The sequence below is a fragment of the Roseovarius dicentrarchi genome (assembly GCF_003316635.1).
In the GTDB taxonomy this organism is placed as follows: domain Bacteria; phylum Pseudomonadota; class Alphaproteobacteria; order Rhodobacterales; family Rhodobacteraceae; genus Roseovarius; species Roseovarius dicentrarchi.
In genome coordinates this window covers 100,021-121,228 of record NZ_QNQP01000009.1, presented here as the reverse complement: position 1 = coordinate 121,228, position 21,208 = coordinate 100,021, and the positions used below count along the sequence as shown (strand labels likewise).

General features: G+C 62.4%; 25 protein-coding genes. 16 read left to right on the top strand and 9 right to left on the bottom strand.

The features are described 5' to 3' along the window. Positions 1-129: 129 nt before the first annotated feature. From fliE to DQ230_RS08720, 7 genes are read left to right on the top strand one after another with little or no spacing between them, the layout of a single operon-like run. A complete protein-coding gene (gene fliE, locus DQ230_RS08750) occupies positions 130-420 on the top strand; it encodes a flagellar hook-basal body complex protein FliE (RefSeq protein WP_113912206.1) in 291 nt (96 codons plus the stop codon). Between the two features lie 4 nt (positions 421-424). Continuing rightward, entirely contained in the window at positions 425-694 is a 270-nt protein-coding gene (locus tag DQ230_RS08745) for a flagellar biosynthetic protein FliQ (protein WP_113912205.1), read from the top strand. Between the two features lie 2 nt (positions 695-696). Next, complete coding sequence (locus DQ230_RS08740) at positions 697-1,416, top strand: flagellar hook-basal body complex protein (protein ID WP_113912204.1); 720 nt, start codon at positions 697-699, stop codon at positions 1,414-1,416. Positions 1,417-1,426: 10 nt separating this feature from the next. Further along, entirely contained in the window at positions 1,427-2,212 is a 786-nt protein-coding gene (gene flgG, locus DQ230_RS08735; protein ID WP_113912203.1) for a flagellar basal-body rod protein FlgG, read from the top strand. Positions 2,213-2,241: 29 nt separating this feature from the next. Then, complete coding sequence (gene flgA, locus DQ230_RS08730; protein WP_420820885.1) at positions 2,242-2,628, top strand: flagellar basal body P-ring formation chaperone FlgA; 387 nt, start codon at positions 2,242-2,244, stop codon at positions 2,626-2,628. Between the two features lie 12 nt (positions 2,629-2,640). Next, positions 2,641-3,369 (top strand): flagellar basal body L-ring protein FlgH, encoded by a 729-nt coding sequence (flgH, locus tag DQ230_RS08725; RefSeq protein ID WP_113912201.1) that lies wholly within the window; start codon positions 2,641-2,643, stop codon positions 3,367-3,369. Positions 3,370-3,379: 10 nt separating this feature from the next. Then, a complete protein-coding gene (locus tag DQ230_RS08720) occupies positions 3,380-3,886 on the top strand; it encodes a flagellar basal body-associated FliL family protein (protein ID WP_113912200.1) in 507 nt (168 codons plus the stop codon). Here DQ230_RS08720 and DQ230_RS08715 read toward each other — a convergent pair. The 6 genes from DQ230_RS08715 to DQ230_RS08690 form a co-directional block, all read right to left on the bottom strand. Continuing rightward, positions 3,874-4,293 carry a hypothetical protein gene (locus DQ230_RS08715; protein ID WP_113912199.1) on the bottom strand — a complete coding sequence of 140 codons (420 nt, stop codon included), beginning with the start codon at positions 4,291-4,293 and terminating at the stop codon, positions 3,874-3,876. The genes DQ230_RS08720 and DQ230_RS08715 overlap by 13 nt on opposite strands. Continuing rightward, a complete protein-coding gene (locus tag DQ230_RS08710; RefSeq protein WP_113912198.1) occupies positions 4,290-5,375 on the bottom strand; it encodes an EscU/YscU/HrcU family type III secretion system export apparatus switch protein in 1,086 nt (361 codons plus the stop codon). The genes DQ230_RS08715 and DQ230_RS08710 overlap by 4 nt, the downstream gene beginning before the upstream one ends. Beyond that, complete coding sequence (locus DQ230_RS08705; RefSeq protein ID WP_113912197.1) at positions 5,375-6,148, bottom strand: flagellar biosynthetic protein FliR; 774 nt, start codon at positions 6,146-6,148, stop codon at positions 5,375-5,377. Before DQ230_RS08705 ends, DQ230_RS08710 begins: the two co-directional genes overlap by 1 nt. Then, complete coding sequence (gene flhA / locus DQ230_RS08700) at positions 6,145-8,172, bottom strand: flagellar biosynthesis protein FlhA (RefSeq protein ID WP_113912196.1); 2,028 nt, start codon at positions 8,170-8,172, stop codon at positions 6,145-6,147. The genes DQ230_RS08705 and flhA overlap by 4 nt, the downstream gene beginning before the upstream one ends. A 323-nt stretch (positions 8,173-8,495) precedes the next feature. Further along, a complete protein-coding gene (locus DQ230_RS08695; protein WP_113912195.1) occupies positions 8,496-9,095 on the bottom strand; it encodes an inner membrane-spanning protein YciB in 600 nt (199 codons plus the stop codon). 11 nt (positions 9,096-9,106) lie between these two features. Next, complete coding sequence (locus DQ230_RS08690) at positions 9,107-10,009, bottom strand: EamA family transporter (protein ID WP_113912194.1); 903 nt, start codon at positions 10,007-10,009, stop codon at positions 9,107-9,109. 66 nt (positions 10,010-10,075) lie between these two features. Here DQ230_RS08690 and DQ230_RS08685 point away from each other — a divergent pair, with 66 nt between their 5' ends. Next, positions 10,076-10,558 carry an MgtC/SapB family protein gene (locus DQ230_RS08685; protein ID WP_113912193.1) on the top strand — a complete coding sequence of 161 codons (483 nt, stop codon included), beginning with the start codon at positions 10,076-10,078 and terminating at the stop codon, positions 10,556-10,558. A 3-nt stretch (positions 10,559-10,561) separates the two neighbouring features. Here DQ230_RS08685 and ftsY read toward each other — a convergent pair whose 3' ends face one another. Beyond that, entirely contained in the window at positions 10,562-11,731 is a 1,170-nt protein-coding gene (ftsY, locus tag DQ230_RS08680) for a signal recognition particle-docking protein FtsY (protein WP_113912192.1), read from the bottom strand. A 183-nt stretch (positions 11,732-11,914) separates the two neighbouring features. Between ftsY and DQ230_RS08675 the strand changes: the two genes are divergently transcribed. Together DQ230_RS08675 and DQ230_RS08670 are read left to right on the top strand one after the other, a co-directional pair. Beyond that, positions 11,915-12,946, top strand: coding sequence for an alkane 1-monooxygenase (locus tag DQ230_RS08675; RefSeq protein WP_113912191.1), 1,032 nt, complete (start codon positions 11,915-11,917; stop codon positions 12,944-12,946). Between the two features lie 44 nt (positions 12,947-12,990). Then, the gene (locus tag DQ230_RS08670; protein WP_113912190.1) at positions 12,991-13,383 is read left to right on the top strand and encodes a hypothetical protein; all 393 of its coding nucleotides are present in this window, start codon (positions 12,991-12,993) and stop codon (positions 13,381-13,383) included. A 68-nt stretch (positions 13,384-13,451) separates the two neighbouring features. Here DQ230_RS08670 and DQ230_RS08665 read toward each other — a convergent pair whose 3' ends face one another. Together DQ230_RS08665 and DQ230_RS08660 are read right to left on the bottom strand one after the other, a co-directional pair. After that, complete coding sequence (locus tag DQ230_RS08665; RefSeq protein ID WP_113912189.1) at positions 13,452-14,096, bottom strand: ChrR family anti-sigma-E factor; 645 nt, start codon at positions 14,094-14,096, stop codon at positions 13,452-13,454. An 8-nt stretch (positions 14,097-14,104) separates the two neighbouring features. Continuing rightward, positions 14,105-14,698, bottom strand: coding sequence for a sigma-70 family RNA polymerase sigma factor (locus DQ230_RS08660; RefSeq protein ID WP_238987468.1), 594 nt, complete (start codon positions 14,696-14,698; stop codon positions 14,105-14,107). Between the two features lie 206 nt (positions 14,699-14,904). Here DQ230_RS08660 and DQ230_RS08655 point away from each other — a divergent pair, with 206 nt between their 5' ends. The 6 genes from DQ230_RS08655 (at position 14,905) to DQ230_RS08630 (ending at position 21,208) form a co-directional block, all read left to right on the top strand. Continuing rightward, positions 14,905-16,194, top strand: a complete 1,290-nt coding sequence (locus DQ230_RS08655; RefSeq protein WP_113912187.1) for an NAD(P)/FAD-dependent oxidoreductase — start codon at positions 14,905-14,907, stop codon at positions 16,192-16,194. After that, positions 16,191-16,949, top strand: a complete 759-nt coding sequence (locus DQ230_RS08650) for a DUF1365 domain-containing protein (protein ID WP_113912186.1) — start codon at positions 16,191-16,193, stop codon at positions 16,947-16,949. Before DQ230_RS08655 ends, DQ230_RS08650 begins: the two co-directional genes overlap by 4 nt. Then, entirely contained in the window at positions 16,946-18,193 is a 1,248-nt protein-coding gene (locus tag DQ230_RS08645) for an MFS transporter (RefSeq protein ID WP_113912185.1), read from the top strand. Before DQ230_RS08650 ends, DQ230_RS08645 begins: the two co-directional genes overlap by 4 nt. Before the next feature lie 21 nt (positions 18,194-18,214). Beyond that, positions 18,215-18,952 carry an SDR family NAD(P)-dependent oxidoreductase gene (locus tag DQ230_RS08640; RefSeq protein WP_113912184.1) on the top strand — a complete coding sequence of 246 codons (738 nt, stop codon included), beginning with the start codon at positions 18,215-18,217 and terminating at the stop codon, positions 18,950-18,952. Positions 18,953-19,122: 170 nt separating this feature from the next. Then, the gene (locus DQ230_RS08635; protein WP_113912183.1) at positions 19,123-20,391 is read left to right on the top strand and encodes an ABC transporter substrate-binding protein; all 1,269 of its coding nucleotides are present in this window, start codon (positions 19,123-19,125) and stop codon (positions 20,389-20,391) included. Positions 20,392-20,485: 94 nt separating this feature from the next. Further along, on the top strand, positions 20,486-21,208 hold the full coding sequence (locus DQ230_RS08630; RefSeq protein WP_113912182.1) for a haloacid dehalogenase type II: 723 nt from the start codon (positions 20,486-20,488) through the stop codon (positions 21,206-21,208).

Here is a 21,208-nt window from a genome sequence, read left to right as displayed (position 1 = left end):
GCTCTTCTCCATGGTTGGTTTGCAACTCCATGGAATACCAGAATGGGCAGCCCCTGCTGGGGCGCGCCCCAGCAGGGGCTCATGACCCCCACCTCGAGCGAATTTCCAGACGTCAGGTTACAGTACCGAATGGAACTCAGTGCACTTGGCGCCGCCGGAAAATACACCGCAGCCCGCCCCGCCACCGAACCCAAGGACGGCGCGGGCAGCGCCGGCCAACTGGCCGCCAACCTCGCGCGCGATTTCGCGGCAACCTTGCAGGAAAGCGAAGAACTGGCCAAATCGGCGATGACCGGCAATGCCGATCCTCATGCGCTGGTGCAGGCGCTGGCGCAGACCGAACTGGCGGTCGAGACGGCCATCAGCGTGCGCGACAAGGTGGTTGAGGCGTATCAGGAAATCCTTCGGATGCCGGTCTGATCCCATGCAAAGCGAAGTGATTTTCTACGACACGCTGCGTCAGGGCTTATGGGTGGCGGTGATGATATCGGTGCCCATTCTGACGGTTGCGCTGCTGGCCGGTCTGGTTGTGGGCCTGTTTCAGGCGCTGACCTCGATACAGGAAATGACCCTGACATTTGTGCCGAAACTGGCGGCGATTGTCGCCGTTTTCTGGGTGTCGATGGGGTTCATGACCACAACGCTGGTGTCGTTCTTTCAGGACCGGCTGATTCCGCTCATCATAGGAGGCTGACAATGGAAAATGCAGGCTACACCACACTGACCCGGCAAAGCGGTTTGATGCGCGAAATGCAGGTCGTGGCCAATAATATCGCCAATGCAGCCACTACCGGCTACCGGCAGGAGGGGCTGATTTTCTCCGAGCATGTGACGCGCATGCCGGACGGGCCGTCCCTGTCGATGGCGGCGGCAAATGTGCGCAATACCTCGATGGTGCAGGGCGGGCTGACACAGACCAATGGCACGCTTGATTTTGCGATCGAGGGCGACGGGTTTTTCCTGATCGAAACGCCGGCAGGCGAAAGGCTGACCCGTGCGGGCAGTTTTTCGGTGTCGGCAGAAGGCGACATGGTGACGAACGATGGCTTTCGCGTCCTCGACAGCGGCGGCGCGCCGGTTTTTGTTCCCCCCGATGCGGCAAATCTGGCCGTATCGCCCGATGGTACGGTCAGTGACGATGGTCGCCCGCTGGCGCAGATCGGGCTGGTTCAGCCGGTCGACCGCGTTGGCCTGATACGCGAGGACGGGGTCATGTTCCGCTCGGAGGCGGGGTTTGAACCGGCCGAGGGCGGGCGCATCCTGCAAGGGTTTCTGGAGGGCGCCAACGTCGATCCCATCAGCCAGATGGCGCGGATGATCGAGATTCAGCGCGCCTACGAGATGGGCCAAAGCTTCCTTGAGACGGAAAACAAACGCATCCGCACCGCGATGCAGACCTTCATTCAATCCAGATAGGAGACACCACATGCGTGCCCTGAAAATCGCCGCCACCGGCATGGCGGCCCAGCAGATGCGGGTCGAGACGATTTCGAACAACCTCGCGAACATGTCGACCACAGGCTACAACGCCCGCCGCGCCGAATTTTCCGACCTGCATTATCAGCAAATGTCCCGCCCCGGCAGCGTCAATGCCGCCGATGGTACGATCCTGCCCACTGGCGTGCAGCTGGGTCTGGGGGTGCGTCCGGCGGCCGTGTCGGTGCATCTGGCCCAAGGCTCGCTGTCTGCGACAAACGGCGATCTGGACGTGGCGATTGACGGCAATGGCTATCTGGAGGTGCAGCTGCCCTCGGGCGAGACCGGCTATACCCGCGATGGCGGTCTGAAACGGTCCGCAGAAGGGGTCATCGTCACCTCTGACGGATTTCCCGTGGCGCCCGAAATTGTGATCCCTGATGATGCGCGCAGCATTTCGATCAACGGTGAGGGCGAGGTTTACGCCTATTTCCAGAATGCCGTCGAAGCGCAGCTTCTGGGCCAGTTCACCTTGTCCAACTTCACCAATGCCAAGGGGCTGGAGGCCCGCGGCAGCAATCTGTTCACCGAAACCGAGGCATCTGGCCCCGCCCTGAGCAGCACACCGGGGCAGGACGGGCTGGGCACCCTGCGCCAGGGCTATTTGGAGGACAGCTCTGTCGATCCGGTGCGCGAGGTGACCGAACTGATCGAGGCGCAGCGCGGCTATGAAATGAACTCCAAGGTGATCTCGGCCGCCGACCAGATGCTCGGGGCAACGGTGCAGGTCCGGTGATGCGGTATCTGGCTCTTATCAGCTGCCTGATGGCAGGCCCATCGCTGGCCGATACGGTGGTCGCTGCCCGCACAATCCGTGCGCAAACGCTCATTACAGCGCAGGATCTGGCGGTGAAATCCGTCGACGTGGTCGGCGCCATCGCAGATCCCGCGCGGGTCGTCGGCCAGGAAGCGCGGGTCGCGCTATATGCCGGGCGGCCCATCCGGCCCGGCGATGTCGGCCCGCCTGCCTTGGTCGAACGCAATCAGATCATTGCGCTGATCTACGACAAATCCGGCCTCAGTATCACAACAGAGGGCCGCTCGCTGTCCCGCGCCGGTCCGGGCGAGATGGTGCGCGTGATGAACATGACCTCCCGCATCACCGTCACCGGGCAGGTTCTGCCCGATGGCCGCGTTTTCGTATCTTATTAGGAGCCCCGCATTATGCGTATCCACCTTACCGGGTTTTGCCTGATCCTTGGCCTTGCCGCGTGCGGCCGTGCCGGACATATCGGCAAGGAGCCTGATTTCACCCCACAGGCTGAATCGATGGAGCAGGCCGCGATGTTCAGCCCCGGCCTGCCCGAAGTCGCAATATACGAACGACCTGCCGATCAGGCGTCATTGTGGAACGCGGGCCGCCGGTCCCTGCTGGGCGACAGGCGCGCGATGAAGCGGGGCGACATCCTGACCGTTGTAATCGAGATCGACGATCAGGCAGAGATATCCAATTCCACCTCAAGATCGCGTTCCGGGACCGAAAGTCTGGGCATTCCGCAGCTGTTTGGCCTGCCACAACGGGCCGATGAAAAACTGCCCGAGGGCGCGACCATGGCGGATGCCGTTGCCATCAATTCGGCCAGCAAATCGGGCGGGGACGGGTCCGTCAAGCGCCGCGAGGAGCTGACGCTGCGCGTGGCGGCGACCATCATGCAGGTGCTGCCCAACGGGGTTCTGTCGATCCAGGGCAGCCAGGAGGTGCGCGTGAATTATGAGCTGCGCGAGCTTTTGGTCACCGGATATGTGCGCCCCGAAGACATCTCGCGCCAGAACGAGATCACGTATGACAAGATCGCATCAGCCCGCATTTCCTACGGTGGACGCGGCCAGATAACAGACATGCAACAGCCGCGTATCGGCCAGCAAGTGCTGGATGCCGTGCTTCCGTTTTGAAAGGACGACAATGAAATTTCTCATACCTGTCATACTCTTGCTGATCGGAATCGGCGGCGGTGTCGGCGCCGGGCTTGCCTTGCGGCCCGAACCTGTGGCCGCGGTGGCTGGCGATGTGGCCGACCCAGACGGGGCACAAGCCAAGGCCGGCGCGGAACAGTCCGGACCGGGCCGCGCACCGGTGGATGCCGATAGTCTGGAATACATCAAGCTGAACAACCAGTTCATCGTTCCGCTGGTCACAAAGGATGAGGTCGAAGGCATCATCGTCATGTCGCTCAGCCTGGAAATCGCCAATGATGCGTCCGAGCTGGTTTATGCACGCGAGCCAAAATTGCGTGATGAGTTTTTGCGGGTGCTGTTCAACCATGCGAATATTGGCGGATTTCGCGGACGGTTTACCGATGACGATAAACTGGCGCCGCTGCGCCGTTCGCTGTTTGAGGTCGCGCAGCAAATCCTGGGGCCCGGTGTGACCGGGGTTCTCATTACGGATATCAACCGTCAGGAGTTGTAGGCGCGAAGCAGCGCCAGCGCCTCATCCGCGCGTTGAGCACGGTCCAGCGCTTCTTTGCGCCGGGCCGTTTTTTGGTCCGTCTGCAAGGATTTGACGACCTCGGCGCGCCCAAACGCGCGGGTCATCGCGGCCATCCTGTCAGCTTTGCTGACCAACACGCGCGCGAGTCGCATGTTCAGATCCTGCCGCGTGCGCTGCGCCCAGCCCTGCCACAGCAAATCTGCGCCTATCGCGCGCGGCGCGGCAAGCTGGTCCGGCGGCAGGCTTTGCGCCGAGGACCGACGGTCATCCAATTCGGCCAAAGCCTGTCGCAAGTCTCCCTCCTGCTGGAGAATATCCTGAAGTTTTGCCTGCTCTGCCTGATAGGCGGCCTCGGTCACCTGCTTCAGCTTTTGAAGATCGCTCATTTGCTTCCCCTTGCCCGGCGCCGCATTGTTTCAGCAAATCTGATTGCTGCGGCAACGGCGCGGTAATGGTCGGGATCGATTTGCTGCCCGATTTCGGTTGTTGCATAAAGGGCGCGTGCGGTCGGTGGATCATGCCGCACCGGAACGCCGTGCTCCATCCCAAGGTCGCGGATTGCCAGGGCCACATGATCCACGCCCTTGGCCACACATTCCGGCGCGGCGCCGGGCGCGCGGCTCCATTTCAGGGCAACGGCGTAATGCGTCGGATTGACGACGATCACATCGGCGGTTGGCACATCGGCCATCATCTGATTCTGCGCGATGCGCATACCGCGGGCGCGCCGCTCGCTTTTCATGTGCGGATCGCCCTCCTGCTGCTTGTTCTCATCGCGGACCTCCTGATGGGACATCCGATTTTTGCGGTGGTGATCAAAGTGCTGCCAGAGAAAATCAATCGCCCCGATGCAGATCGCGATGACGCAGACGATCAGCATGAATTCGGTCAGCACTTGCGCCAGTAATTTGCCGATTCCCCTGGGCTCGGCATAAAGCGCGCTTTCCAGCGCGGGCAGGCGCCAGCTTAGGAACAGGCCCAGGCTTATGGAATAGACCACCAGTTTGACGAAACTTTTGGCAAACTCGAACAGGCCGCTCGGCCCGAATTTGTTCTTGGCGTTTGATATCGGATTTATGCGCGAGCCCTTCATCGCCAGCTTGGACGGTGCAAATACCAGCGTTCGTGTGGCCAGAATGGACAGCAGCGCCAATGCGGCCGGTATGATGAACCACGCACTCATTCCGATGCTGAGGGACGCGATCATGCCGCCGATCGGCCCCGAGGCGTGGCCCCCGAACACAAGGCCCGCCAAGCCGTCCGACTGATCGATCAGCACCATCATCAGCGATGAGACATAGGTAATCGACCCTGCGCCAAGCGCCAGCCCGGTCACCAGGAACCCCAGATACGCCGCCGCCGCCGTCAGATCCGCAGAGCGCGCCAGCTCGCCCTTTTTTCGTGCCTCGTCCAATTTGTGCTGGGTGGGTTCAAGGGTTTTTTCAGTATCATCGGACTGCCCGGACATCAGCGGGACCCGAGCGGATTCGCGATATAGCCCTGCAACGCGACGCTCCAGACATTCAGCATGACCGGCGCAAGCAAAAACAGCAGGATCAGCCCGCCCGCCGTAATGACGGGCGCGCCGACAAACACGACCATCATCTGGGGCATGGCTCTGTTGATGATTCCCAATGTCAGATTGTAGAGCACTGATATCAAAATGAACGGGGCGGCCAGGCTGAATGCCAATGAGAACGCCCCCGCAACCTGCGCCACCCCCCATTCAGAGGTTGCGCCTGAGTCCGGCAGGGTGCCAACCGGAAAAATTGCGTAGGTTCTTATCGTCATTTCCGCCACATGCACGTGCAGCTTTAGGATCATGGCCAGGGCGATCCCGCCCATGGTCAGGACATGGCCAATGGCAGGCAGCGGGGTGACCCCGGCCGAGCCCAGAATTTGTGAAAGCGATGTCGCTTGCGCGGCCATTGATCCAGCTGTCTGCAAGGCCAGCAAGAACATCCTGAGACCGATGCCGATCAGCAAACCCACCGCTGTTTCGCTGAGGATCGTCCAGCCTATTTCGAGGTTGTTAAGCGGCGCCGTGTCGATATAGGGCGCGGCCGCCGGCGCGACGATGGCGGTGAAGGCCAAGGACAGCGCAAGCTTCACCCGAACCGGCACGACCCGCTCGCCAAATCCGGGAAAGAGTGCCATGATCGGACCCACCCGAAAGAAAACGATGGCGTGAAGCCACAGCATGTCCTGGCTGATCTGCAACAGGTCGGCGATGCCGTTCATGCCGCTACCACCCCCACAAGCGACGGATGCGCGTCGATGCCGATTTCCTCGAACGACAGAACCGGATTGCCGATGCTTTTGGCGGACAGGACGGTTCTGAGGAACCTTCGACGCGCGGTGGAGGTCACGATCGCCGGAAAGATACCCATGTCAGCCGCGCGCGCCACCTCGCCCGATACGCCGGCGGTCAGCGCATTGAACAGATCGGGCGGCAGTGCAACATCCAGACGGCCGCGATCATGATCCATCTGATATGTCTGAAAGGTTTCCTCCCCCTCCGGCGCCAGCTGTATGAGTGGCAATGTGCCCTCCTCGCGTTGCAGATTGGCAACCAGCTGAAATCCCAGACGCTGGCGGACATGCTCGCAGATTGCATCCGGCGATTGGTGAATCTTGCGCCCCTCTGCCGTTGCCTCCAGGATCAGGGGCATGTTTCTGATGGATACCTGCTCGGCCAGAAGCAGGCGCAATACCGCATGCAGCAGGTCGGCAGGCACCCTGTCGGGGATCATTTCGTCCAGCAGTTTGCGGTTTGCTTCTGACCCGGCCGCGTCGCTCAGATTGACCATCTCATCCAGAAGCTTGCGCATCGCCTTCATCGTCAAAAGCCGACTGAGGTTGCGCCGGATAACCTCCAGCAGATGGGTGGCCAGAACCTCGGTCGGGGCGATGATCGTGGCACCGGACAGCGCGACATCATCCTGATGCTGAACCGAAATCCAGCGCGCCGGCGCGCCATACACAGGCTCCAGCACCGCCTCACCGATTGGCAGGTCCGCCGTGCTGGACGGGTCCAGCAGCAGCACGTGATCGGTTCGCAGGCGCGCCTGCCCCTGCTCCACCCCCTGCACCCTGATCGTGTAGCTGCCGCTGGGCAGGCCCGGATCATCTGTCAGCCGGATTTCCGGAAGGATAAGCCCATATTGCGTCGCGACATGCGTGCGCATGTTGGCAATGCGCGCGTCCAGCCCGGTGCCGGGATCCAGGACCAGATTGACCAGATCCGGCGCAAATTCGACGTGGATATCGTCCAACTCCAGTATGTCGCCCAAGGATTTCTCGGGCGCCCGCTCGGACGGCGCGGCGGGGGCGCCAGCGAGGTCGGACCGCGTCTTGGCCCGTTTGTGCAGGAGGACGGCTGTGGCGCCAAGGCCAAGGCCACCAATCATGAACGGAACAAACGGCAGGCCGGGAACCAAAGCGAAAATGATCATCAGAACCGCGACCGTCCCCATGGCCGCCGGATGCCTGCCCAGCTGCGCCGAGAGGGCAAGATCGGTCGCGCCGGTGCTGCCGCCGCGCGCCAACAGCAAAGCTGACGCAATCGAAATGATGACTGCGGGGATCTGCGTGACCAGGCCATCGCCGACAGTCAGAATTGTGTATGTTTCAAACGCCATGGCAAGGGGCATGTCGTGGACCACGATGCCCATGATCAGGCCCATCACAAGGTTGAGCAATGTAATCAGAAGCCCGGCAACGGCGTCTCCTTTGACGAATTTCGATGCGCCGTCCAAGGAGCCGAAAAACGTTGTCTCCTGCTGCTCGCGCTCCCGCCGCTCGCGCGCTTCTTCGTGCGTGATCGCGCCGGCGGAAACATCGGCGTCGATGGCCATTTGTTTGCCGGGCATGCCGTCCAAGGCAAAGCGCGCGCCAACCTCGGCCATGCGGGTGGCGCCCTTTGTGATCACCATGAAGTTGACGATCAGCAGCACGCCGAACACCACGAGGCCCAGAAATATGCTTCCGCCCATGACGAAACTGGCGAACCCCTCGATCACGCCGCCAGCCGCGTCCGTGCCGGTATGCCCCTGACCGATAATCAGCTTGGTCGAGGAGACATTCAAGGATAGGCGCAGCATCAGGGAGGCCAGCAGGATGGTCGGGAAGGCAGAAAAATCCAGCGGTCTGGCAACGAAAAGCGTGATCGTGAAGATGAGAATTGCCAACGCAAAGGACGCCGAAAGCCCGATATCCAGCATCCATGACGGGACCGGAAGGATCATCATCACGATGATCGCCATCAACGCGAGGGCCAGTATGACAGTCGGCTGAAATATCTCACGGATTGATATCAATTTACCTGCACCCCTGCGATCCAATACGTGAAACCTGGCTTGGATTTTTATGAATTCTGTCGCCAGAACGCATTTGCCTGATGTTTCTTGTAAGGCGGGGTTCGTAAATTTTTCATTAAAGGATAAGCGTTTGACGCGCCAAAGCGCCGTTTTAATGGCCTCGAATGTGTTTGGTTCGCATCCAAACGCACTGTGTGCTGTCAGCCAGCTTGTGCAGCTTTATCAGCGGCGCCGGGTTGCAACCGCTTGCCTCAAGGCATCGCGCCAGATCAGTCCTTCGGCGCTGAGCTGTGTTCGTTGAAAAGCTTTGATTGCGTTATGAAAAAGACGAAAATCGCCGCTGTCAGGCCGAAGGTCTTGAAATAGACCCAGGTTTCTTCGGACTGGGTGCGCCAGATGATCTCGTTCAAGGCGGCAAGGCTGAAAAAGAACAGCATCAGGCGGCGTGTCAGGATCATCCAGCCGGTATGGGTGAGGGGCATCACCGTGTCCATGACCGTTTGCAGATAGGATCGCCCCCGCAGCAGGCCAATGCCGAGGATGCCGCCGAACAGCAGATAGATGATCGTCGGCTTCATCTTGAAAAATTTCGGGTCGTTGAACCAGATGCTGAGCCCGCCGAAAACGGTGATCAGAACCGCCGTCATCGCCTGCATCTTTGACAGATGCCCGGTCAGCGCCCACAGGATGCCGATGGAAAGCAGAAAGACCGGAATGAACCCCGCCGTCACGACGATAAAGCCGTCATACTCCGTCCCGCCGATGGCAAACACCCGGTCCTTGAGCCAGATATAGGCGACGAAAAACGCCAGAATCGGGCCAAGTTCGAGGGCCGTTTTCAGGCCACCGTTGATTGTGCGTTCGGTCATGCGCGTCTCCTTTATCCGCCCATTTCAACTATCACGGCGCCAATGGCAATCAAGGACATCAAGACGGCGCGGCGCGGCCCTACAGTTTCGCCCAGGATCAGCCAGCCGATCAGCGCGGCAAAAACGGTCGATGTTTCGCGCAGGACCGCCGCCTCGCCGACATTGTCCAGACGGGTGGCCATCATCACCGACCCGAAGGAAAAGAACGCGACGATGCCCCCGATCACCCCGCGCAGCATCAGCGGGCCGGGGGCAGGCGGCGCCGCCATCTTGCGCCAGCGGCGCAGGGCGATCACCGGCATTGTCAGCCCGTCGATCAGGAAAAACCACGCAAGAAAGGTAAACGGGTTTGCCGTCGCGCGGATGCCGTAGGCGTCATATGTCGTGTAGGCGGCGACCATCAGACCGGTCAGGAATGCCAGCGCCAGCGCCGCGTTCAGCGTCTCGCGCGCGGCTGTCAGGAATACCAGATTATAGGCCGCCAGCCCGAAAATGCCCGATAGCAGCACCGCCACGCCGCCCCATTGCACCAGATTGAACTGCTCGCCAAAGATGAAGTAGGCGCCGATCACCGCAAACAGCGGCCCGGTGCCGCGCACCACGGGATAAACCACCGTATAGGCGCCGCGTGTATAGGCCATGGCCTGTAGCAGCTTGTAGACGATGTGGATAACCCACGCCCCGGCAAAGATCGGCCACATATGCGGCTCCGGCCACGGCACCACGAACAACGCAAAGGGCGCCGCCATCACCGCATAGCTTGCATCAATCGCGCCGCGTGTCAGCCACGGATCATGCCGCCCCTTTTGCAGCGCGCCAAACGCCGCATGCAGGACCGCCGCCAGCAGCGCCAGCGCCAGCGCCATGTGATGCCCGGCCGGCGTGCCCTCCAGCGATATCAGCCAGTCGCTCACGATCCTGCCCGCCGGGAACCAAGGCTTGTCGCATCACGTTGGGCAACATCTGCGACAGGAGGGCATATGCTGGACATTATTGCCGATGAGCTGGATGGCACGTTCACTTCGGTCCCGCCACTGATCGCGGGGATCCGCCTGATGGCCGCGCTGGTGCTGGGCGGCGTGATCGGGTTCGAGCGTGAGTGGCGGCAGAAGCCTGCGGGCCTGCGCACGCACATGCTGGTGTCGATTGCCGCCTGCCTTTTCATCATCGTCAGCCAGCAACTGTCTGCGATGTCATTCGGCGCCGATGCCGAGCTACAGGTCGATCCGCTGCGCCTGATCGAGGCTGTGACCGCCGGCGTTGCCTTTCTGGCCGCTGGTATCATTTTCACCTCGGGGGATAAGGTGCGCAACACCACGACCGGCGCGTCAATGTGGCTGGCAGGGGGTATCGGGCTGGCCTGCGGATCGGGGCAGATGCCGCTTGCCGCCATGGCAACGGTGATCGTGGTCACGGTTCTGACGCTGGTTGGCCTTGCCGGCCGCCAAATCGGGTCTGAATAGCCTTCACTCCACGCCAAGGCCGGTCAAGGCCGCTGCAAACTCCTCGGGATCGAAGGGTGACAGATCGTCAATCTGCTCGCCCACTCCGATTGCGTGGATGGGCAGGCCGAATTTATCCGCCAGCGCAACCAGAACGCCGCCGCGCGCCGTGCCGTCCAGCTTGGTCATGATCAGGCCGGACACATCGGCCAGCTTCTGGAATGTCTCGACCTGGCTCAGCGCATTCTGGCCGGTGGTCGCGTCCAGCACCAGCAGGGTGTTGTGCGGTGCGGTCGGGTCTTTCTTGCGGATGACGCGGACGATCTTGGCCAATTCCTCCATCAGGTCGGCGCGGTTTTGCAGGCGCCCGGCAGTGTCGATCATCAACAAATCCACGCCGTCGCGTTCGGCCTGCGCCATCGCGTCCCATGCAAGGCTGGCCGGGTCGCTGCCCTCCGGTGCGGTCAGAACCGGCACGCCGGCGCGGTCGCCCCATATCTGCAACTGCTCCACGGCGGCGGCGCGGAACGTGTCGCCGGCGGCGATGACCACGGATTTGCCGGCCGCCTTGAACTGGCTCGCCAGCTTGCCGATTGTCGTCGTCTTGCCAGAGCCGTTGACGCCGACGACCAGAACCACCTGCGGCTTTTTGGCGTAGAGCGGCATGGGCGTTGCGACCGGGTCCATGATGCGGGCAATCTCGCGCGCCAGCAGCTCTTTGATTTCCTGTGCAGACAGGCGTTTTCCCATGCGCCCCTCGGCCATGTTGGCGGTCACGCGCAGCGCGGTATCGACCCCCATATCGGCAGTGATGAGCAGCTCTTCGAGCTGCTCCAGCATGTCATCGTCCAGCACGCGGCGCGGCGCCTTGGCGGCCTCGCGCCCCAGAAGACGGCCCAGTAACCCGGCACGCGGCGCTGCCTCCGCGCTGGGCGGGGTTTCGATCGGTATTTCCAGCGGGGTGGGTGCGCGCAGCTGTTCTGTGGGTGCGGTCGGGATTTCGGTCGGGGCGGGGGGCGGTACTTCAGACGGTGGCGCAGGAATTTCCCGAGGTGCCTTGGCAGGCTCGGGTGCGGTTTGCGGTGTGGCGGGCGCCGGATCCGGCTCGGCATCCTGCATGATGGCGTCCAGCCCTTCGTCCAGCTTGGACGAGGAGTTGAACAGACGGTCCTTGAGCTTTTTGAAAAACGCCATGACGCCCCCGAAATTGCAGACTCTCTATGACCTAATCGCCTTGGCGCCGATATGGAAGGGACCGGATGCGCGATGGGCGCCAGCGGGACGGATGCGCCAGCCGCGTTTTTTCTGGAAATATGCGTGATCTGTTAACATATCGGGCGTATCCTGATCGGGGCAAAGGCAAGCAAGGGCGCGAATATGCTACTTTTCTACTGCGCGACGCTCGCGCCGGCGGCGCTGATTGCGCTGGGCGCTACTGTCGGCGCGCCTTGGCCAGCGCTTGCGCTTGGCTATATGACGGTTTTCGCGTTTGCGATGGACCGGCTGGTGCCTGCCCGCATGAAAACGCAAGCACAGGACGCGTTTCCCGCCGCCATGCCATTGCTGGTGCTTCTCGGCCTTTTGCATTTCGCGCTGTTGGCGCTGACAGTGCAGGCTATCGGTGCGGGTGGCGGGCAGGGCGCGGTGCAGCGCCTTCTGCTGGCCATCGCTGCGGCGCTGGTTTTTGGCCAGATCGCGCATCCTGTGGCGCATGAGCTGATTCACAAACCCGCCCGCGCCGCACGTCTGCTGGGCCGCCTTGTTTATACCAGCCTTCTGGTGGGCCATCATGCCAGCGCGCATTTGCGCGTTCATCACGTATATGTCGCCAGCGACGGCGATCCAAACTCTGCGCCCGTGGGCGAGGGGTTTTATCATTTCGCACTGCGCGCCGGGGCGGGCAGTTTTGTCGCCGGATTGCGGGCGGAAACGGCAATGCTGCGCCGCGCGGGGCGGTCTATGTGGCGGCATCCGTATGTTTTGTACATCGCAGGCGGCGCTGCATTCCTTGCAGCCGCATTTATCTTGGGCGGAGTGGTCGGTGTCGCGCGGTATGTTGCGATATGCCTTTACGCGCAGGTGCAGATCCTGATGTCGGATTACGTGCAGCATTACGGCCTGCGCCGCCGCGCCTTGCCAGACGGCAGGCTGGAGCCTGTCGGCCCGCAGCATTCGTGGAATACGCCGCATTGGTTTTCATCCGCGCTGACGCTGAATGCGCCGCGCCATTCCGATCATCACGTCAATCCGGGGCGCATTTATCCCGCGCTGCGCCTGCACCCGGACGCGATGCCGTGTTTGCCCTATCCGCTGCCCGCGATGGCGGCGCTGTCACTGGCGCCGCCGCTGTGGCGCCGGGTGATGGATCGCCGGGTGCGCAAATGGGCGCCGCAGCCGGACGCACCATGAAACACCGCTGGCCAGATATACGGCACCTGTGCCAGGATCGCGTTATGCGCTACCTGGTCTATGCCTTTTGCCTGTTTGCCGCCCCGGCCATGGCCGAGGGGAACATGACGCCGGAGCAGTTCGACGCGTACACGCGCGGCCACACCTTCACCTACGGCAGCGCCGGCGCGCCTTATGGCGCAGAAGAGTACGGGGAAGGCCGCCGTGTGCGCTGGTCATTTCTGGACGGGCGCTGTCTGGAAGGCACATGGTATGCCGAGGGCGAGCTGATCTGCTTTGTCTATGACGAAGAGCCGTCACCGCAATGCTGGACGTTCCGCCGGGGCGGCAGCGGCCTGATTGCGCGGTTTGCCAATGCGCCCGAGCTTGAGGAATTATACGAGGTCGAGCGCAGCACGCAGCCCCTGTCCTGCCCCGGCCCTGATGTGGGGGTCTGACGCGGCGCTGCCATCCGCACCGCTGTTCATTGGATAAAAGCCGCCAGCGCAAAACGCCCTGAGAACGTTCAGATCCGCAGGAAGGGCTGCGCAATGCGCGGGATCAGGCCGCGAAACCTGAGCGGCGCGTCGGTTGCAGCCAGACAGATGCAATCGTCGCCAATATCGGCGATCGGCGTGTGGTGCATATCCTCGTCCGCAACCTCGATGTCGCCTTTGGCAAAGCGCGCGGTTTCATCGGCAAAGGAGCCCTGAAGGACCAGTGTCAGTTCTGTCCCGCGATGGCCGTGATCCGGCACGGCAGCCCCGGCAGGTATGTAGAGCAACCTTGCCGTCGCGCGTTTGTCCGTTGGCAGGATCGCCTGACGCACGCCCATGCCAACGGGCCGCCATTTCACATCGTCCAGATCGCCGCCGATGTAGCTGATCAACGGTGCGGGCAGAACGCCACGTTTGCGGGGCGCCGCTTCTGCGCGGCCGCCCGCCTTGGCCGCCGCAAGGCACGCCCGAAGGCTGCCCGCCGCCATTGGCGCGCTGTCTTGCGCGGACATCAGTGCGCCGCCGACGCTGTCAAACGCGCCCAGGCGGGCGCGGCAGGTGTCGCACATGCTGACATGGGCCGCGACGGTCAGGTTGAACGCCTCCGGCAATGTGCCGGCAGAATACGCCATCAGCAGGCCATCGGTCAGGTGGTGTTGAATGGTCTTTGTCATAGTTGTCTTCAATTCATCGCGTGGCGCAATCGATCCAGCGCCAGTCTGATACGGGATTTGATCGTTCCGAGCGGCAGGCCCGTCTGATCGGCGATTTCGGAATGGCTGAGATCGTGAAAATAGGCCGCCTGTATCAGGCTTTTCTGTTTCTCCGGCAGGGCGTCTATGGCGCGGACCAATTCCTCGCTGGCCTCTTCCATGGCAAGAACATCGGCCTGATCCGGCGGCGCCTCGGGGCCCCAGTCCACCTCTTCGGGTTCAGGCCTGCGCGATTTGCGCAGCGCATCTATCCGCCGGTTTCGCGCGATGGTGAAAATCCAGGTTGCAGCGCTGGCGCGCGACGGATCGAACTGATGCGCCTTTTGCCAAAGGGTGGCCATCACATCCTGCGCGCATTCCTCGGCCAAGGTGGTGCTGGCGCCTGATTTTATCAGATACCCTTTGATGCGTGGCGCGAAATGTTCGAACAGATCGGCAAAGGCGGCCTCGTCCGCATCGTCGCGTATGCGCGCGATGCAGGCGGTCCAGCGGCTGTTTTCGCTTTGCCTGTCTGCGGACACTTGAACAATTCCTGACTTTTCAATGGACGTGCCGCCGGGCATCCGGCATCCGGCTGCAACCACGTTTCTAAACGTGCCAGCGAAAGATGCCAAGTCATGGCGGCCAGTGTCAATTGTGCAAGTCATGCAAGCCTTACGCAGGTCTGGTGCGATTGGATCACATCACCGGGGCAGAATATAATATGCATCCGAAACGTCTGGTCCCGCGTAGATCCCTGAACACATATAAGAAACGGAAACATCACCTTATGCCATTCGAGCTACAGCCCGCCGCGCGGCGCAAAATTGCCATCATCGGCGCGGGCATTTCCGGGATGGGTGCGGCGCACAGGCTGTCCGAAACCCATGACGTCACCCTTTACGAGGCCGAGCCGCGCCTCGGCGGACATGCCCGCACCATCATGGCGGGCAAAAACGGCGATCAGCCGGTCGATACCGGGTTCATCGTGTTCAACTATGCCAATTATCCGCATCTGGCCGATCTGTTCGCGCAGCTTGATGTGCCGGTGGTGCCCAGCAACATGAGCTTTGCCGCCTCCATCGACGGGGGGCGGCTGGAATATGGGCTGGCTGGGGCGGGCGCGGCCTTTGCGCAGTGGCGCAATGTGGCGCGGCCGTCCTATTTGCGGATGCTGCGCGATATTTTCCGCTTCAACGCCGGGGCGGTGGATGCCGCCAAGGGGCGCGACATGACCATCGGCGATCTGTTGGTGCATCTGCGGCTGGGGCCGTGGTTTCGCGACTATTACCTTTTGCCGCTGTCCGGCGCGATCTGGTCCACCCCGACCGAGAAGATCATGGATTTCCCGGCGGAAACCATGACCCGGTTTTTCGAGAACCACGCGCTGCTGGGCTATGCCGGGCAGCACCAGTGGTACACGGTTCAGGGTGGATCGGTGCAGTATGTGCAGCGGCTTGAGGCGCATCTGCGCCGTCTTGGCGCGCGACTGCGCCCCGGATGCCCCGTGCAGGCGGTGCGCCGGTTCCCCGGCGGTGTCGAAGTAAGGGCGCAAGGCGATTGGGAGCGGTTTGACGATGTCATTATGGCCACCCATTCGGACGATTCGCTGCGCCTGCTGGCCGATCCCAGCCCGGAGGAGGCGCGCCTGCTGGGCGCCATCGCGTACCAGCCCAACGATGTCGTGCTGCATTCCGATGCGTCTGTGATGCCGCGCCGCCGCGCTGTCTGGTCGTCGTGGAACTATACCGAGGAAAAGGGTAAATCCGATGGCCGCATTGATCTGACCTACTGGATGAACAAACTGCAACCGATCCCGATGGACGATCCGCATTTTGTCACGCTGAACAGCCTGCGCACCATTCGCGAGGATCTGATCCATGACCGTGTCACCTTGCGCCATCCGGTGTATGATCGCGCGGCGCTGGCGGCGCAGGGGCAGATTGCCGCGATGAATGGCGCACGGTCGACATGGTTTTGCGGGGCTTGGATGAAGAACGGTTTTCACGAGGATGGGCTGGGCAGCGCCGTGGATGTGGCCGACGCGCTAACCGCGCGCGGCGCGCTTGCCGCCGCATGAGCCGCGTCGATCATATCGCAGGCCACACATGGCACGGGCGCAAGGGGGCGGTGCGCAACGCGTTCCGCTATTCCATCGACTATGTGCTGCTGGATGCCGAGGATGCGGCGCCCGCCGCGCCGCGCCTGTTTGCGCGCAACCGCACCGGGCTGGCCAGCCTGCATGACAGCGATCACGGCGGCCCGCCCAAGCAGGGGATCGGAGCGCCGTGGGTGCGGCAGGTGTTGAAGGAGTACCAGCTGCCGCAACCGCACCGGATCGAGCTGCTGGCGCAGCCGCGCGTTCTGGGCCATGTGTTCAACCCGGTATCGTTCTGGCTGTGCCGGGATGAGGCGGGCGGGTTGCGGCAGGTGATCTGCGAGGTCAGCAACACCTTTGGCGACCGGCACAGCTATCTGTGCCACAAGCCGGACGGTTCGGTTATTGCCGCCAGCGACCGGCTGACCGCTGCCAAGATCTTTCACGTCTCGCCGTTTCAGCAGCTGGATGGCGGGTACGCGTTCCGCTTTGACATCCGCGATGACCGGATCGGTATCTGGATCGACATGACCGGCGGCGATGGCGGGCTGACCGCCACGCTGGTCGGCCCGCGCCGCGCGCTGAGCAATCGGGGCCTGTTGCGCGCCATGCTGCGCAGGCCCTTCGGGTCGCGCCGGGTGCTGGCGCTGATTCACTGGCAGGCGCTGAAACTGTGGTGGAAGGGCGCAAAATACCGCCCCCGCCCCGAGCCGCCGGAGCAAGAGGTGTCGCGTTGACCGCTGCGCCGCGTCTGCCTGCCTATTCGGTTTTCGCGGCGTTTCTGGCGGCGGCCGGTCTGCCGATCTACATTCATGCACCGAAATTCTATGTCGATGAATACGGCGTTTCGCTGGCGCTGCTGGGCGCCGTGCTGTTTGGCCTGCGGCTGATCGACGTGGTGCAGGATCCGCTGCTGGGCCGTCTGGCCGCGCGGACACGCGGCCGTCGCGGTCTGACGGTGCTGATCGCGGGCGCCGGCATGGCGGCGGCAATGCTGGGGCTGTTTGGGGTGGCGCCGCCGATTGCGCCGGTCTGGTGGTTTGCGCTGATGTTGACGGTGGTGTTTTCCGGCTTCAGCTACCTGACCATCTGCTTTTATTCTCAAGGAGTTGGCGCCGCCGGAGCGATGGGCGGCGCGGGGCATCTGCGGCTGGCGCGCTGGCGCGAGACGGGCGCGCTGCTGGGCATTTGTGCCGCATCGGTCGCGCCGCTGGTCCTGGGCGGGTTTACCCCGTTTGCGGTGGCATTTGCGGCGCTGGGCGTGGTCGCATTATGGCTGATGCGCGATCAATGGCGCGCGGCTGTCATCCCCTCGGACGGGTTCGGCCCGGTGCTGCGTGATGCGCTGTCACGGCGGCTGTTGCTGATCGCGCTGGTCAATGCGGCGCCGGTCGCGGTCAGCTCGACCTTGTTTTTGTTTTTCGTCGAAAGCCGCCTTGGCGCGGCAGAGTGGCAGGGGCCGCTGCTGCTGCTGTTTTTCCTGTCGGCGGCGCTGGCCGCGCCGCTGTGGTCGCGCGCCGCCGAACGGTGGGGGGCGCGTGCCGTCCTATTGGCGGCCATGGTTCTGGCGATTGCCGCGTTTGGCTGGGCGGCGCTGCTGGGGACGGGGGATGTTGCGGCCTTTGCCGCTGTCTGCGCGCTGTCGGGGGCGGCGGTGGGCGCGGATATGACGCTGCTGCCAGCCATATTCGCGCGGCGCATGGCGCAGATCGCGCCGGGCGCGTCCGAAGGGTTCGGCCTGTGGTCCTTCGTGTCCAAGCTGACGCTGGCGATTGCGGCGGTTGCATTGCTTCCGGCGCTGGAGGCTGGCGGATTTGTTGCAGGCGGTGATAATGACGCGTCCGCGCTGGCACTGCTTACGCTGCTTTACTGTGCGCTGCCTTGTGTGCTGAAACTGGTGGCGATTGCGTTGCTGGCCGTCACCCGCATACCCGATACGGAACCTTTGCAAGCGGCGCCGGTTTTGGCATCAAGGGATTAAGACTTAAAGAAGGGACGCTGCATGGTCGACTGGACCCACAAACGCTATTGGATGATCGGGGCCAGCGACGGTCTGGGCGAGGCGCTGGCCCGCAAGCTGAGCGCGGCAGGCGCCGAGGTGATCCTGTCGTCGCGCAGTGAGGACAAGCTGAAGAAGGTGGCCGACAGTCTGCCGGGCCGCGCCCATGTCGTGACAGTGGATGTGTCGGACCTGGACAGCGTGCGCCGCGCGGCCGAACAGGTGGGCCAGATCGACGGCATGGTATACACTGCCGGCGTCTATTGGCCGATGAAGGCGCAGGAGTGGGACGCCGAACAGGCCGAGGCGATGGGCGACGTCAATTTCGTCGGCGCCATGCGTGCGGTCGGCGCCGTGGTGCCGCAGATGGCCGAACGCGGCACCGGCCATATCGTGCTGACCGGGTCGCTGTCGGGCTTTCGCGGATTGCCGGGCGCCATCGGCTATGCGGCGAGCAAGGCGGGCGTCATGGCGCTGGGCGAAAGCCTGCAAGCCGATTTCTTTGGCACCGATGTGCGCGTGCAGATTGCCAACCCCGGATTCATCAAAACGCGCCTGACCGACAAGAACGATTTCAACATGCCGTTCCTGATGACCCCCGACGAGGCCGCGCAGGAGATGTTCGAAATGATGTGCGACGAGGGCGCGACTGTTAAGCATTTTCCGCGCCTGTTCAGCTATCTGTTCCGGTTCAGCCGGATCTGGCCGGATTGGCTGTATAACCGCGTGTTTGCCAGATAATCAGCCGCCTGCGCCTGTGGATGGCGCCGGAATTTGGGTATTTTTACCAAGAAAAGCCACTGGAGGCGTCCGGGCCATGCGGCGCGCAAAGCGTCGCGGGTGCCGCAATTTGCTGGACAAGCCCCACGCCGCTTTGCAGGATCGCGGCGGACCGATGGGGAGGTGTTGCAATGACCAAGGATATCACACGGCGCGGGGCGCTGGGCACGTTGGCGGGCGGTGCGGCGGCGCTGCCGCTATGGGCGCGCTACACTCATGCTCAGACGGCGGAGCCGATCAAGATCGGGTTTCAAGTGCATCGCACCGGGATTGGCGCCGCCTATGGCCGCTGGTATGATCGCACGACGAATGCGGCGGTCAAGCTGATCAACGAGGGCGGCGGGATCAATGGCCGGATGGTGGAAATGGTCGCCGAGGATGATGGCACCAACCCCAAGCGCGGCGCCGAAGTGGTCGAGAAATTTGCCAATCAGCATGGCTGCGACGTGGCCTATGGCACCCTGTTTTCGCATGTCGTCATCGGATCGGCGCCGCGCGCGGGCGAGTTGAAGCTGCCGTATTTCGTGGTATCCGAGGGGCATCACGTGGCCAGCGGGATGCTGAACCGTTACACGCTTCAGCCCGGTATCACCGATGTCAAAAGCCAGGTTCTGGCGATGGCACCGTTTGTTGCGGAAAACCTCGGCAAGAAGGTCACCATGATCTTTGCCGATTTCGCCTTTGGGCATAACCACCGCGATTTTTTCACCGAAGCGATCGAGGCGCAGGGTGGCGAGGTGCTGGCGCATATCGCGATCCCGCCGAACGAGACGTCATTTACCCGCTACTTCCCCAAGATCCCGCGCGAGACGGAGGTTTTGTATCACGTCATGGTCGGGCCGTCGGTTCTGACATTCGTCAAGGAACTGGGCGAGTTTTTCGGCCCCTCTGCACCTGCGCTGTTCGGGTTTATCGACAGTCTGGAGGCGGTCGATATCGCCAGCCCCGGTCTGGAATTTCTGGAAGGCACCTATTTCTGGGAAGGGATGTGCCGCGACGCGCAGCCGGATGAAACCGAGGACGAGGCGTTTTATCGCGCCGCCGTTGGGGTGGATGCGCATGGCGCCGCGGTGGAGGATCCGAACGATGTATCGACCTACGGGCATATGTTCGGCTGCTGGATCACCATGTTCGCGATCAAGGCCGGGATGGAGGCGGCGGGCTATCGCGGGCCGCAGGACCGCGCCGCCCTGATCGAGGCGGTGGAGGCGCTGGGCGACATGCCGCACAGCCGGGCCTATCCGCAGGGGCCGATGCGGTTCAACGGACGCACGCATCAGGTGTTCGGGCAGCAATATATCAGCCGGGTCGAGGACGGGCGGCTGGTCCGAGTTCATACCACGACCATCGACGAATCGCTGTACCCCGACAAGGTGGACTATACCCAGCAGCCGCTATAGGGCCGCTATCAGCAAGCCAATTCTGCCAAGGCGCATCGCGTTGTGCCTTGGCAATCGTTATGGCAGCGATGCAATTCGATAGGTATTTTTCGATATGAAGCTGAGCAATTACAAGGCCCTGAGCTTTGATGTCTATGGCACGCTGATCGACTGGGAAAGCGGCATGATCGCCGGGCTGGCGCCGCTGACCGATCAGTTGGATTTGCCCCGCGATGCCATTCTGGAGGCGCATGCCTATCACGAGAGCACATGTCAGCGCCTGAGCCCGACCAAGAATTACCGCGATGTTCTGGCCACCGTCTATAAACGGCTGGCCGAGGAATGGGGCCTGCGCGCCACATGGGCCGAGGCGCAGACCTATGGCCGCTCGGTCGAGCATTGGCCGGCCTTCCCCGACAGTGCCGAGGCGCTGGCCTACCTGAAGGATCACTACAAGCTGATCGTGTTGTCCAATGTCGACAATGCCAGCTTTGCCTATAGCGATGCGCGGCTTGGATCGCCGTTTGATGCGACGTATCTGGCCGAGGATATCGGCAGCTACAAACCTGCATCGCGCAATTTCGACTATCTGCTGGTGCAGGCCGCGCGGCTGGGGCTGGCGCCCGGCGATATTCTGCATGTCGCCGAAAGCATGTTTCACGATCACGCCCCGGCCACGCAGCAGGGGCTGGATAATTGCTGGATCTACCGGCGCCACGACAAGGACGGGTTCGGCGCCACGATGGAGCCGTCGGATATGCCCAGCTACGATATGATGGTGCATTCCATGGCCGAATTCGTCGCGACGCACCGTGATGAGCTGGGCCGGAAGGGTTAG

What these genes read in the sequence shown, in the direction of transcription:
- fliE (WP_113912206.1), top strand. Translation starts at nt 130, where the DNA reads ATGGAACTCAGTGCACTTGGCGCCGCCGGAAAATACACCGCAGCCCGC.
- DQ230_RS08745 (WP_113912205.1), top strand. Translation starts at nt 425, where the DNA reads ATGCAAAGCGAAGTGATTTTCTACGACACGCTGCGTCAGGGCTTATGG.
- DQ230_RS08740 (WP_113912204.1), top strand. Translation starts at nt 697, where the DNA reads ATGGAAAATGCAGGCTACACCACACTGACCCGGCAAAGCGGTTTGATG.
- flgG (WP_113912203.1), top strand. Translation starts at nt 1,427, where the DNA reads ATGCGTGCCCTGAAAATCGCCGCCACCGGCATGGCGGCCCAGCAGATG.
- flgA (WP_420820885.1), top strand. Translation starts at nt 2,242, where the DNA reads ATGGCAGGCCCATCGCTGGCCGATACGGTGGTCGCTGCCCGCACAATC.
- flgH (WP_113912201.1), top strand. Translation starts at nt 2,641, where the DNA reads ATGCGTATCCACCTTACCGGGTTTTGCCTGATCCTTGGCCTTGCCGCG.
- DQ230_RS08720 (WP_113912200.1), top strand. Translation starts at nt 3,380, where the DNA reads ATGAAATTTCTCATACCTGTCATACTCTTGCTGATCGGAATCGGCGGC.
- DQ230_RS08715 (WP_113912199.1), bottom strand. Translation starts at nt 4,293, where the DNA reads ATGAGCGATCTTCAAAAGCTGAAGCAGGTGACCGAGGCCGCCTATCAG.
- DQ230_RS08710 (WP_113912198.1), bottom strand. Translation starts at nt 5,375, where the DNA reads ATGTCCGGGCAGTCCGATGATACTGAAAAAACCCTTGAACCCACCCAG.
- DQ230_RS08705 (WP_113912197.1), bottom strand. Translation starts at nt 6,148, where the DNA reads ATGAACGGCATCGCCGACCTGTTGCAGATCAGCCAGGACATGCTGTGG.
- flhA (WP_113912196.1), bottom strand. Translation starts at nt 8,172, where the DNA reads ATGGCGATCATCGTGATGATGATCCTTCCGGTCCCGTCATGGATGCTG.
- DQ230_RS08695 (WP_113912195.1), bottom strand. Translation starts at nt 9,095, where the DNA reads ATGACCGAACGCACAATCAACGGTGGCCTGAAAACGGCCCTCGAACTT.
- DQ230_RS08685 (WP_113912193.1), top strand. Translation starts at nt 10,076, where the DNA reads ATGCTGGACATTATTGCCGATGAGCTGGATGGCACGTTCACTTCGGTC.
- ftsY (WP_113912192.1), bottom strand. Translation starts at nt 11,731, where the DNA reads ATGGCGTTTTTCAAAAAGCTCAAGGACCGTCTGTTCAACTCCTCGTCC.
- DQ230_RS08675 (WP_113912191.1), top strand. Translation starts at nt 11,915, where the DNA reads ATGCTACTTTTCTACTGCGCGACGCTCGCGCCGGCGGCGCTGATTGCG.
- DQ230_RS08670 (WP_113912190.1), top strand. Translation starts at nt 12,991, where the DNA reads ATGCGCTACCTGGTCTATGCCTTTTGCCTGTTTGCCGCCCCGGCCATG.
- DQ230_RS08665 (WP_113912189.1), bottom strand. Translation starts at nt 14,096, where the DNA reads ATGACAAAGACCATTCAACACCACCTGACCGATGGCCTGCTGATGGCG.
- DQ230_RS08660 (WP_238987468.1), bottom strand. Translation starts at nt 14,698, where the DNA reads ATGCCCGGCGGCACGTCCATTGAAAAGTCAGGAATTGTTCAAGTGTCC.
- DQ230_RS08655 (WP_113912187.1), top strand. Translation starts at nt 14,905, where the DNA reads ATGCCATTCGAGCTACAGCCCGCCGCGCGGCGCAAAATTGCCATCATC.
- DQ230_RS08650 (WP_113912186.1), top strand. Translation starts at nt 16,191, where the DNA reads ATGAGCCGCGTCGATCATATCGCAGGCCACACATGGCACGGGCGCAAG.
- DQ230_RS08640 (WP_113912184.1), top strand. Translation starts at nt 18,215, where the DNA reads ATGGTCGACTGGACCCACAAACGCTATTGGATGATCGGGGCCAGCGAC.
- DQ230_RS08635 (WP_113912183.1), top strand. Translation starts at nt 19,123, where the DNA reads ATGACCAAGGATATCACACGGCGCGGGGCGCTGGGCACGTTGGCGGGC.
- DQ230_RS08630 (WP_113912182.1), top strand. Translation starts at nt 20,486, where the DNA reads ATGAAGCTGAGCAATTACAAGGCCCTGAGCTTTGATGTCTATGGCACG.